Raw genomic sequence first — 12,317 nt, 5'->3', positions numbered from 1 at the left:
TATCTTTTCCATTTCAAGTCTCCATAAAAAAACATCTAAATAATAGAATCATATTGTACAAAAAAGATAAAAGGTGCCGGAAAAATCAAGTTAGCATTGGGACTTGTTGGAAAAATTCAATTGCACAAATTAAATAAAGCTGCAAAAAATTGTTCTTTAGAACAGGAAAAAACTTTACGCGGAATCTTGGAGTATGCAAAAGATTCTGAATGGGGAAAGGCTCATAACTTTGCAAAAATTCTAGAAGCTAAAAATGCCCAGGATTTATACAGTTTGTGGCAGCAGAATGTTCCTGCACAGGATTACGAAGATCTAAGACCATTTATTGAGCGCCATAAAAATGGTGAAGAAAATGTTTTATTCCCTGGAAAGCCTAAGATGTATGCTACTACAAGTGGTACTACAAAAGAACCTAAATGGATTCCAATCACAAATGAATACTATGAAAATGTATACAGTAAAATGACAAGGCTCTGGCTTTACAGTTTCATGATGCATCGTCCAAAAGTTTTTGAAGGAAAATGCGTTTCAATCGTTGGAAAAGCAATTGAAGGTGCTGCTCCAGACGGTACTGTTTACGGTTCTGTTTCCGGCGTTACACAAAGAGACTGCCCTGAATTTATTAAGGGCCTGTATTCTGCTCCAAATGCTGTATTTAAAATCAGTGACTATAGAGCACGCTACTATACAATTATGCGTACTGGAATTGAACAGAATGTACATTTAGTTGTTACAGCAAATCCTTCTACAATTGTAGAAATGCAGAATAATGTAAACGAATTCTTTGATGATTATGTTAAAGACATTGAGAACGGAACACTTAATGCTAATTTGAAAATTGATGATGACATAAGGGAATCCTTAGCACCTTGTTATAAACCAAATCCAAAAAGAGCCGCTGAACTTCGTGCATTAAAAGAAAAATATGGCACTGTATTACCAAAGCATTACTGGCCTGAATTACAGGTTCTTACAACATGGAAATGCGGTAACACTCATGTTTATATGGATAAGTTTGCAAATTCATTCCCTAAGAATATGCTTCATCAGGAATTCGGATACTTTGCTTCTGAATGCCGCGCCGGTTTAGTTATGAATGGTGCAGATGATACAGTTTTATTCCCTCATGCACATTATTTTGAATTTGTCAGAGTTGAAGATATGGAAAATGCAAACCCTAGATTTTATCAGCTTGATGAACTTGAAGTAGGAAAACGCTATTTAATTTATGTTACAACTTATGCAGGTTTGTACCGCTACAATATGAACGATATGATTGAAGTTACAGGACATTATAAAACAATTCCAACAATTCAGTTCCTGCAGAAAGTTAATGGAATTATTTCTATGACTGGAGAAAAGCTTCACGAAAGACAGTTTATTGAAGCCGTTAAAAATGCAGAAAAAGAAACAGGCATTTCTACTAAGTTCTTTGTTGGCTTTGCAGATCTTGAACTTTCTACCTATAGAATCTATGTTGAATTCGCTGATCAAGACACAACTCAGGAAACTGCAGATTCATTCGGAAAAGTTATAGACAAGCACTTAAAGGCAATCAACTGCGAGTACGAGTCAAAGCGTGATTCATTTAGAGTAAAAGACCCGATTATTCATATGCTGCAGAAAGAATCATTTGAAACCTACAAGTCTAGATGCATTGATCAGGGTGCAAGAGACGGACAGTTCAAATTGAATCTTCTTATGCAGGATGAAAAACGACACGCAATGTTTAAAGATTTAATAAAAAAATAAATGATAGATTTTAATAACATAGGTGCTGTTATATTTGATTTTGACGGCACCTTATATGACTATAGAAAAATTTCTCTCAAGCTTATAATGAAGCATCCCCTGGATATGTTTAAAATGAGAGCTGAACGCGACATAAGACGCAACTTTAAGGGAATTGACTTTTCTAATTCTGAAACTTTCTACAAGTATTTCTGTCAAAAAATGAAGCACAGAACAGGAATGAATTCAAAAAGAACTTTAGACTGGTATAACAAGCGTTATATGCCTTCTATGATAGAAGTTTTGGCACAGAATTACAGGTACAGAGAGAAAGTGTTAGATTTGTTTAAGTATCTGAAGAACCATTCGATTAAAATTGCAATTCTTTCGGATTATCCTTTGGTAGAAGAGAGAATGAAAGCAATTGGTTTTACTGATGAAATGATTTCATTATGTGATATTATTTCTTCTGCTCAGGATACTGGCGCTCTAAAACCTTGTGCAAGACCATTTTTAGAAATTGCTGAAAAACTTAATGTTAAGCCAGAAGATGTTTTAGTTGTTGGAGACAGAAACGATACTGACGGTCAGGGTGCTAAAAAAGCAGGCATGAAATTCTTAAAAGTAAAATCTCATAAAAGCTTTGGAACTGACTGGAAAGAAATTGTGGAAGGCCTGTAAGTTTTTAATCCCCGGCGTATTCCCAGCAATTTGAGCTTATTCCGGCGTTTTTTACCATTTCTTCGTGGCATTTTTTTCTCATTAAATTAATAGCTTCACTTCTTCGTAATGACTTATCAAAAAACTGTACTTCTCCTATAGTTAAGGTTAGGAGAGGATGTTTTACTCCAAAAAGTTTATATAAGCCGGAAGGTTTCCTGTATGAAAAAACCATAGGAATTATCGGGAGATTGTATTTGTATGCTATAGAAAAAGCACCTTTCCTAAACGGTCTGATTGGTTCGTAAAAATCCCAGCGGCAGCTTTCAGGAAAAACATGAAACCATTTTTTCTTTGAGTGCAGGTAATCAAATGCATCATTGAAATTTCTTATTACACTTATGTCTTCTGGGATAGGAATGCCGCCTGCAAAACGGATAATATTTCCGTCACTTGTTAAAATATTTCTTGTTTTAGCAGGAAACCACATTCTTCTGTATTTAACTGCCTGTAAAACTGCTAAATAGTCCCAGCGATACACATGATTTGCAATTGTCATGGCACCGTTTCTAAAATATTTTCTGCATTTCTTTAAATTGTTTCTTCCCTTTATTTTCAGCCCATAGCGAATAGTATTCAGAGGAAATACAATTGTAAATATTCCTATATAAGTAAGAATATTCATTAACCTCGCCTTAAAGGATTTATCAAAAAATGGATAGTTTTTGTCAAATGTAAGCTGTTTTATTAAAGGTGGATTCCAAAGCGGTGTATCAGGCTTCTCCGGGAAAACCGTATCTGTTTCCGGAATATAAGTTCCTTCGTTCACAATATGTTCACAAATCTTACTATTCATTTTTACCCTCTTTAAGTTTTATGCGGTGGTTGAGCTTAGTCGAAACCACTTTATGGTTTGTTATTTAGTAACATAACTCGACATTAAACCGTTTATACAAAAAAAAATGACCCAAAGCGATTTGCCTTGAGCCATTTTATAAACTAAACAAAACTATAGAATATCCTTATTTAGTTGTAATAAGCAATGATTTTGAATCAAGCTTCAAGTTTGTTGAAAGGTCAGTGTTCTTTCCCATCTTCAAAATAGAAAGTTGAGTTACAGAAGCTTTTGAAGACAAGTGAAGTACAGCAGAGAAATATGGAAGAATAGCTTTTGGAGCTGAATCCTCTAATTTATCGCTTGTAACAGTTGCACTCATCCAAACCTTTGACTTTGTTGCTTTTGCATAAGCAGCTACAACCTGAACGTCAGATTCTTTTACTTTTGAAAAGTCTACATTATCAATTACAACACCAGCAACAGCAATTCCACCTGCTTTTAAAGCGTTTAATGTATTAACAACTTTTTCCAGATTAAAATTGTCCTGGTTAAAGTTAAGAATTGTTCTGTTCTTAAGAATTTGTTCTTTTACTTCCTGAGCATTAGAAATTGTCTTTTTCTTAGCAATTTCAGAGAAAATTCCATCGTACCATGAAATAACATTTTCTGAGTGCTGATCGAAAGAAACATGCACTAATTGCTTTCCGTTAAGAAGGGTGTCCATACCGAATTGTACTAATACAGATGTTTTACCCAATCCTTTTTTTGCAGTTACTAATCCTAATTCACCAGCTTTTAAGCCGCCATTTGAAACTTCATCAAATGCACGAATTGGACTTTTTTCATAAAGTTCTTGTTTTGCCATAAATCTCCCCCTTCTTGCAATTAAAAACCCCAAGAATTTCTTCCTGAGGTTTTATACTAATGGACTAAGCACTGTAATTCAGGAGTCCAGACTAATTTATTTTGTTAAACCAGCCTTTTTCTTTTCAGCATAAGCTTTAATAAGCTCATCTGCTACAGCGTTAGGAACCTTACCATACTTTTCGAATTCCATTGTAAATTCAGCTTTTCCTTGTGTAGAAGAACGGAGAATTGTAGAGAATCCGAACATTTCTGAAAGAGGTACTTCTGCGTTAACAGTAGAGTTACCAGCTTCATCTGATGAATCTATTATAACACCACGTCTCTGATTTATCAAACCAAACATATTACCCTGGAATTCTGTAGGTCCTGCAATCTGAACTTTCATAATTGGTTCAAGGATAACTGGCTTAGCCTTTGCATAACCTTCACGGAAAGCACCAATAGCTGCTGTCTGGAATGCGATGTCTGAAGAGTCTACAGGGTGATACTGACCATCATTGATTGTACATTTAACACCAACAACAGGAGCACCAATAAGAGAACCCTTTTCCATAGCTTTCTTGAATCCCTTATCGCAAGAAGGAATGTATTCGTTAGGAATAGCACCTCCCTTGATAGAGTCAATAAATTCGTAATCTTTTTCTGTATCTGGTTCCATGAAACCTGCAACACGACCGTACTGACCAGAACCACCAGTCTGTTTTTTGTGTGTATAGTTAAAGTCAGCTCTCTGTGTAATTGATTCACGGTAAGCTACTTCTGGCTGTGAAACTTCTACTTCGCATTTGTATTCACGCTTCATTCTTTCTACGTAAACTGCAAGGTGAAGTTCTCCCATTCCCTTAATGATTGTCTGATTTGATTCAGGATCAACGTATGTCTGGAATGTTGGGTCTTCTTTTGTAAATCTGTTAAGAGCCTTAGCCATGTTAGCTGCATCTGACTTGTTCTTTGGCTGAATAGCTTCAGAAATAACTGGGTTAGGAACGAACATAGAAGTCATAGCGATGTTTAATCCGCCGCCACAGAATGTATCACCAGAAGCGCAATCAACACCAAAGAGTGCAATGATATCACCTGGCATACCTTCGTTAATATCTTCCATTGCTGCAGCATTCATTCGGACGATACGACCTACTTTGAATTTTTTCTGAGCACGAACATTGTAAAGTTCATCACCTTTAACAATTTTACCCTGATAGATACGAACATATGTTAACTGACCAAACTGTCCGTCATCAAGCTTGAATGCAAGGGCAACACAAGGTTTGTCTGCTGTGTTAAAGAGTTCAACTTCAGCTTCGTTATTATCTCTATCAAGACCATAGTTGTGTACTTCTGTTGGGTTAGGCAAGTAGCGTTCAACACCATCAAGTAAAGGCTGAATACCTTTGTTCATGTGTGCTGAACCACAGAATACAGGAACAAACTGTTCAGCTAAAGTTCCCTTTCTGATAGCTTCAATAATTTTATCTTCAGGAACATTGTCATAATCGCCTTCAAGAAGAAGTTCCATTAAATCATCATCAAAGTTAGAAGCTGCATCAAGGAGAATTGTTCTTTTTTCTTTAGCCTGTTCAACGAGTTCACCAGGAATTTCTGCAACTCTTACTACTTCACCGTCATTACCTTCGAAGTAATATGCTTTCATAGCAATTAAATCAACAACACCCTGAAGTTTATCTTCGAGTCCGATTGGAAGTTCTACCATATAAGCGTTAAGACCAAGTTTATCGCGAAGCTGCTGACATACTCTTAAAGGATTTGCACCCTGTCTGTCACATTTGTTAACGAAAGCAACGCGTGGTACATGATAGCGTTTAAGCTGGCGGTCTACAGTAATTGACTGAGACTGAACACCTGCAACGGCACAAAGAATCATAATAGCGCCGTCAAGAACGCGAAGTGAACGTTCAACTTCTACAGTAAAGTCAACGTGTCCCGGTGTGTCGATAAGGTTGATTGTGATATCCTTCCATTGAACCTGTGTAGCTGCTGACTGAATTGTGATACCTCTTTCACGTTCCAAATCCATAGAATCCATTACAGCGCCAACACCATCTTTTCCATGAACTTCGTGAATCTGGTGAATCTTGTTACAGTAGAACAAAATGCGTTCTGATGTGGTTGTTTTACCAGAGTCAATGTGGGCACTGATACCGATATTACGTACTTTAGTAATATCAAAAGCCATATTGTTTACCTCTCTAAAAAAGTTTGCGATAGTTATTTGGGTGATTATAAAGAAAAACAGCCTTTATTTCAACAGTTTTCGTCAAGTTGGGAAAGAAAAGTAAATAATTCTAAGGATTTCAATTTTTTATAGAAAATCTCCGGAAAAAGAAAAAGAGACTTTACCGTTTACCTTTATCCGTTTAAAGGCAAGGTTAAACTGCATCCATATTTTTATTCTCTGGTTTTCTGCCGGCCTTATGTCAGAAGCAAAGGACATTCCGGCAGTAGTCAGTGGGCAGCCCGGGGCAGAGATGCTGTGACTAAAAGAAATGTTTTCCTTTGAGTCTGAGTATTTATATAGAAAGGAAATTGAATTTTTTATTTTAAGGACCGGAACTGTAAGTAAAAGCCTGCTGCTGTAAGATGCCTTTTTCTTTTGCCGGCTGCGGCTAAAAGTAAGGGAGGCTTTTCTTTTTTCTGCAGTTAATTGAAGGGCTGCTTTTATAGAGGAAGAGGGACTTGGGCTGTAAGTTTTTTCCAGGGACAGGCCTGTGTTAAGCTGAGCATTTTTAATAGTAAAAAGATACTGGGGATTAATTTTTAATTCCATTTTTGTAAGGCTCTGGCTTGAGGATGCAGAAATTAAATCTTCATCAGCAAAATATAAAAGTGCATTAAGGGTAAAGTTTTCCAGAATCAGGGAATCTGTCAGGGTTAGGGCTTTTGCCGGGGTGCCAAAGGGGTTTTGAAAAATACTGAAGGCTGCTGAACTTTTTATGGCAGGCAGGTTTATATTTAATAAAATTTCTCCGGCTCCATAATAGTCCTCTTTATATGGAAGTCTTTTTAAAAACCACTGGCTTGTGGCTTTATAACCATGGCGGAAGAGGCCCCCTGTAATTCCCGCAGTAAGGTTTCCTTTAAAGAAAAAGGGCAGGTTTTTATTCAGGTTAAAGAAAAATTCCTTATGAGGAATAAAGGCTGCCTGGATTGAAGGAAAATGACGGCTGAGCGTTCCCGGAGAAAAATAAATTGCAGTAGAGAATTCCCTGCAGCTTCCGTTAAGGCCCGGCAGTGATGATGTAATTCCCTGGGAGGGCAGGAGGGGGCTTTTTAATGGAGAAAAAGATGCTGGCAGAGGGGATTTTAATCTGGAGACTGCTCCTGAATGTTTTAGAAAACCGGCCAGTATTTTTGTGTCAAAAAAAAGATACTTCTGATTAATCCGGCTTTCAATTCCCCAGCGGAAATCTTCTTTGCCGTAAAAAGCTGTCAGGGTAAAGGGCAGGCTTGTCAGTTTAAATCCTGAATCCCAGGTAAGCTGATGCTCTTTTTTTGAATCTGAAAAGGAATCTGATATTCCTGTCTGAATATTCAGGCTCCGTATAAAATTTTTTTCTGCATTCAGGTCAGGCAGTTTTTGATTCAGTATGCAGAGAATTATGAGAATGTATTTTACAGGATAGTGTTTCACATATATATATATTTAACTGTTTGGCAGAATTCCCCACGTTTTGCTAAAAAAAAAGTTTTTTTATTTAAAAACTCATGTTTTTTTATAGCAGGATGGCTTTTATCATTTATGCTGAAAATATTTTTGCACGGATTGTTTTATGAAAGACTTTCTGCTTTTAATTTTTCTTTCTCTCTTTATTGTTTCCTGCGGCGAAATGAAGCAGCTGACTTCTTCCGGAGACTGCCAGTCTTTTGACATGACTTTTACCGATATTACAGCTACAGAAGCTGTTGCCCAGATGGGGAATGGCTGGAACCTGGGTAATACTCTTGAAGCTACAGGTGGAGAAACAGCATGGGGTGCACCGGTTACAACATATCAGATGATTCAGGGTGTAAAGGAATGCGGCTTTGACAGTGTAAGGGTTCCTGTTGCCTGGTATACAAACGGAGTAACTTCTGTAAGTAAAACTAATGGCAGTTATAAGATTTCTCAAAACTGGATTAACCGGGTTGATGAAATTGTTTCTTATGTTCTTGCCTGTGACATGTACTGCATTATTAACATTCACTGGGATGGTGGCTGGTGGTCTGATTTTTATTCAGATTCAGAAAGTAAAAGGGAAAAGGCTGCTGCCATTTATTCTTCCCTGTGGACTCAGATTGCAGAACATTATAAGGATTATCCTGAAAAACTTATTTTTGAAAATGCCAATGAAGAACTGGAAGGTGACAGCGACAGTGAATATGAAATATCAAATACAGATATAAACCAGTCTTTTGTAAATCTTATAAGGGCGTCCGGCGGAAATAACGATAAGCGTCTTCTTCTTATTGCAGGCATAAATACTGATATTAATAAAACCTGTGACAGTCGTTTTGTAATGCCTGAGGATACTGTAGAAAATCATCTTATGCTTTCTGTTCATTATTATACTCCCTGGACTTACTGCGGCCTGTGGGAAGATGCAGACTGGGGTAGTGTTCAGTGGGACTGGGGAAGTGAAGACGATTATGCCCTGATGGAAAGTCAGCTTGCTAAAATGGAAAAGTTTACCAGTGCAGGTGTCCCTGTTGTCTTTGGGGAATTTTCGGCCTGCGAAAGTGACAGTATTGCCCCTCATGTAAAGGAAGGCTGGAATTTGTTTTTACAGAGCTTTGTAGATATCTGCAGGAACAATGGATATATGTGTCCAATGGTCTGGGATATTCAGTGTTCCTATCCATGGTATGACAGGTATAAGTGCAGGTTTAATTCTTCTTATCCTGAACTTTATGAAATCTTTGCAAGACAAGAGTGAGTGGAAAAATGAAAAAAGTATTTTTATTGATGGTAACAGTTTTGCTTTCTGCGGGAATGCTTTATGCAAAAAGATCCAGTCAGAATAAAAATGCTGACTTTGATGATGTAAGGGTTAAAGAAAAAAAAGTATTAAAAGCAAAGGCTAAGATGCCTGATAATCCTGCAGGAAAATTTGTATCTCACCTTGGAGCCGGATGGAATCTTGGAAATACTCTTGATGCCTTTAATGATTCTGATTCTGCATACGGTCAGGGGCTTGAAAGTGAAAGCTGCTGGGGTCAGCCTGTAACTACAGTAGAAATGATTAGTGCCGTACATAAGGCAGGCTTTAATGTTATCAGGATTCCTGTTACCTGGCACAATCACATTCAGGATTCTTCTACAATGAAGATAGATAAAGAATGGATGGCCAGGGTAAAGGAAGTTGTGGACTATGCCATTGATGAAGGTATGTATGTAATTTTAAATACCCATCATGACAATATCAGTTATGAGACAAGTTACTGGAATGGAGATAAAAATAATATCCGTTCCTATGGTTATGACGCTGTTGCTTATGGTAAGAGAAAGATTAGCGGATACTGTCTTGATGAAAGGGCAAAGAGTGAATCCATTAGATTTCTGACAGAAGTATGGAAGCAGATTGCACTTGAATTTGCTGAATATGATGAACACTTGATTTTTGAATTGATGAATGAACCTAGACAGGTTGCAAGGGATCATGAGTGGTGGATGCCTTCAGATTGTGCTGAATGTAAAAAGGCAATGGCTCTTTTAACTGAATACGAAGAAGCTGCTTTAAAGGCAGTACGTTCTGTAAAAGGAAATGAAAAGCGTTTTGTAATGATTCCGGGAATGCAGGCCAGCGGAGAATACCTTAAGGATTTTAAATTCCCTCAGGATTTTATAGATGAGCAGAGACTTATACTTTCTGTTCATGCTTATTCACCTTATGGTTTTGCCATGTATGACGGCAGTGACCACAGGGCCTTTACATCTGAAGATGCTTCTTATCTTGATTCTTTTTTTGCTTCTATATACAGGGACTATGTTAAGGAAAAGAAAATCCCTGTAATTATAGGAGAGATGGGAGCTTCAAATAAGGGAAATCTTTCTGCAAGGTTAAAGTGGTTTGAATATTTTACTGCTTCTGCCTGGAAAAATTACGGAATGCCATGTCTTTTGTGGGACAACGGTGTTTATGCTATTCAGGAAAATGGCAGTGAACAGCATGGTTATTTTAGCCGTAAGAGACTGACCTGGTATTTTCCATCATTGATAAAGAAAATGTTAATGTGCAGCGGATGCATGCCTGGACAAATAAAACAGGATTTTGCAACCATGCCTTGATTTTTTTATACGGAGGTTATATGAAAAAAATTATCTGGTTAAAGGCTCTTCTTTTTGCTTTTATGACAGTGAGCCTTTTACTTCCTCTGTCATGTTCATCCGGAGATTCAGAAAGTTCTTCTGCTAATCAGGAAGAGGAAGTTAACGGCAATGAGGACGAAACTTCGGAGTATACAGTAACTTTTGTTTCTAATGGGGGCTCTTCTGTTTCAAGTCAGACTGTAAGTGAAGGTGAGTGTGCAAGTGAACCTTCTGCTCCATCAAGGGATAACTATGTTTTTAAAGGCTGGTATTCTGATGAAGCTCTTAGTGAAGTTTATGATTTTTCTCAAGGAATAAGTGCTGATATTACTCTTTATGCAGGATGGTATCTTGTAAGTGTTACTTGTGAAGATTCAACTGGCAGTGGTACTGATTCAATTATACTTGAATACAATGTAGAAATGGATGTAGATGCAGGGGACCTTATTGCAATTTCTGCCAGTGTAAGCGGGGCTTCCAATTTTAAGCAGATGGGAGTTCAGTCAAATCTGGATTCTTCTTACTGGGGACAGATATGGGCTGATTCAGGTATAAGTGACGGAGCTTCTTTTTCTGATGAAGTTACAGCAGGAGCTGCATCAACTTATGTTTATGTAAAATTTATTTTTCAGTCTGCCATTGATTCTTCTATTTCTTCTGAAGTTGAAGTTACAGGGCTTACCATTACAAATACTATAAAGCAGACTTCCGAAGATGAAACAGAGACAGAAATTGAATACGATGAAAATTTTACTTACACCTTTGATTCAAGTGACAGCGTTGATACTGCTACCCTTATGTCTTTTGCAGAAGCAATGAATGTTGGCTGGAATCTTGGTAATGCCCTGGATTCCTATTCATCAGGAGTAAGTTCAGAAACAGCCTGGGGTAATCCGGCAGTAACCCAGACTTTAATTACTGCTGTTGCAGAGGCTGGTTTTAAAACAATCCGTATTCCTGTAACCTGGCTGGGACACATAGGTTCTTCTCCGGATTATACAATTGATTCTACCTGGCTTGACCGTGTTTATGAAGTTGCAGGCTATGCAAAGAATGCCGGACTTAAAGCAATAATCAACATTCACCATGATGGAGCAGACAGTGCCTGGTGGCTTTCTATAAAAGATGCAGCGGGTGTTACTGTGTCCGGTTCTACCTATAATGCCGGAACTTATGATGAAGAAAAAGATACTCAGATAAAGGAAGAGCTTTATGCCCTCTGGTATCAGATTGCAAGTAAGTTTGCCGGTACGGAAGACTGGGTAATTTTTGAAACCATGAATGAAATCCATGACGGTGGATGGGGCTGGGGAGAAAACTACAGTAATTCTTCTACAAAACAGTATGACATCCTTAACAGCTGGAACCAGGTTTGTCTTTATGCAATCCGTAATGCAGGTGCTGCAAACTATGTTTCATGTCCGGGTTATGTTACAAATCCTTCTTTAACTATAAACAATTTTGTAAAACCAAATGATGTTCTTACAAATAAAATTATGGTTACCGTGCATTATTATGACCCTAATGACTTCTGTCTTAATGCTACAATTAATTACTGGGGCAGTGGTGCAAGCAGTCTTGGTTATGAGGTTTCTGACTATGGACAGGAAGAAGATATAGACAGTCTTTTCCAGTCATTAAAGGAAACTTATGTTGATAATAATATTCCTGTAATTATAGGAGAGTGTGGTGCAACATATCAGTCTGGTTATGAAAGTTACAGACAGGCTTATATGGAATACATGATTGATTCAGCTCATGATCACGGACTTGTTCCTATTGTATGGGATAATGGTGCTTCTGGTTCCGGGTCAGAAAATTCAGGGTTATTCAACAGGTCTACAGGAGAGATTTATTCTCATTGCACGGACCTTGTACCTGCAATAATTGCAGCTGCCCAGTAGAAAAATAGACTAA

General features: G+C 37.6%; 9 protein-coding genes. 5 read left to right on the top strand and 4 right to left on the bottom strand.

Annotated features, from left to right (window positions below; translation table 11 throughout):
• Positions 1-42: 42 nt before the first annotated feature.
• Together K6D58_RS03095 and K6D58_RS03090 are read left to right on the top strand one after the other, a co-directional pair.
• Positions 43-1,752, top strand: a complete 1,710-nt coding sequence (locus tag K6D58_RS03095; RefSeq protein ID WP_486389748.1) for a GH3 auxin-responsive promoter family protein — start codon at positions 43-45, stop codon at positions 1,750-1,752.
• Complete coding sequence (locus tag K6D58_RS03090) at positions 1,753-2,412, top strand: HAD family hydrolase (RefSeq protein WP_296827466.1); 660 nt, start codon at positions 1,753-1,755, stop codon at positions 2,410-2,412.
• A 4-nt stretch (positions 2,413-2,416) separates the two neighbouring features.
• On the opposite strand, the gene K6D58_RS03085 is transcribed toward K6D58_RS03090, so the two are convergent.
• The 4 genes from K6D58_RS03085 to K6D58_RS03070 all read right to left on the bottom strand — a co-directional run bounded on the left by K6D58_RS03085 (position 2,417) and on the right by K6D58_RS03070 (position 7,745).
• A complete protein-coding gene (locus tag K6D58_RS03085) occupies positions 2,417-3,247 on the bottom strand; it encodes a lysophospholipid acyltransferase family protein (protein ID WP_296827463.1) in 831 nt (276 codons plus the stop codon).
• Positions 3,248-3,413: 166 nt separating this feature from the next.
• Positions 3,414-4,094, bottom strand: a complete 681-nt coding sequence (locus K6D58_RS03080) for an ATPase domain-containing protein (RefSeq protein ID WP_296827461.1) — start codon at positions 4,092-4,094, stop codon at positions 3,414-3,416.
• A 96-nt stretch (positions 4,095-4,190) separates the two neighbouring features.
• A complete protein-coding gene (gene fusA, locus K6D58_RS03075) occupies positions 4,191-6,290 on the bottom strand; it encodes an elongation factor G (RefSeq protein WP_296827459.1) in 2,100 nt (699 codons plus the stop codon).
• Positions 6,291-6,416: 126 nt separating this feature from the next.
• Positions 6,417-7,745: a hypothetical protein gene (locus K6D58_RS03070; protein WP_296827456.1), complete on the bottom strand. Its 1,329-nt coding sequence runs from the start codon at positions 7,743-7,745 to the stop codon at positions 6,417-6,419.
• Between the two features lie 139 nt (positions 7,746-7,884).
• Between K6D58_RS03070 and K6D58_RS03065 the strand changes: the two genes are divergently transcribed.
• The 3 genes from K6D58_RS03065 to K6D58_RS03055 are packed head-to-tail and all read left to right on the top strand — an operon-like array spanning position 7,885 to position 12,304.
• The gene (locus tag K6D58_RS03065) at positions 7,885-9,027 is read left to right on the top strand and encodes a glycoside hydrolase family 5 protein (protein WP_296827453.1); all 1,143 of its coding nucleotides are present in this window, start codon (positions 7,885-7,887) and stop codon (positions 9,025-9,027) included.
• A gap of 8 nt (positions 9,028-9,035) precedes the next feature.
• Entirely contained in the window at positions 9,036-10,379 is a 1,344-nt protein-coding gene (locus K6D58_RS03060; protein WP_296827451.1) for a glycoside hydrolase family 5 protein, read from the top strand.
• Positions 10,380-10,399: 20 nt separating this feature from the next.
• Positions 10,400-12,304: a cellulase family glycosylhydrolase gene (locus K6D58_RS03055; RefSeq protein WP_296827449.1), complete on the top strand. Its 1,905-nt coding sequence runs from the start codon at positions 10,400-10,402 to the stop codon at positions 12,302-12,304.
• Positions 12,305-12,317 lie beyond the last annotated feature (13 nt).

Source organism: Treponema sp. (assembly GCF_024696245.1).
Classification (GTDB): Bacteria; Spirochaetota; Spirochaetia; order Treponematales; family Treponemataceae; genus Treponema_D.
The sequence above is the reverse complement of the archived record's forward strand: the minus strand, read 5'-3'. Positions and strand labels throughout refer to the sequence as shown.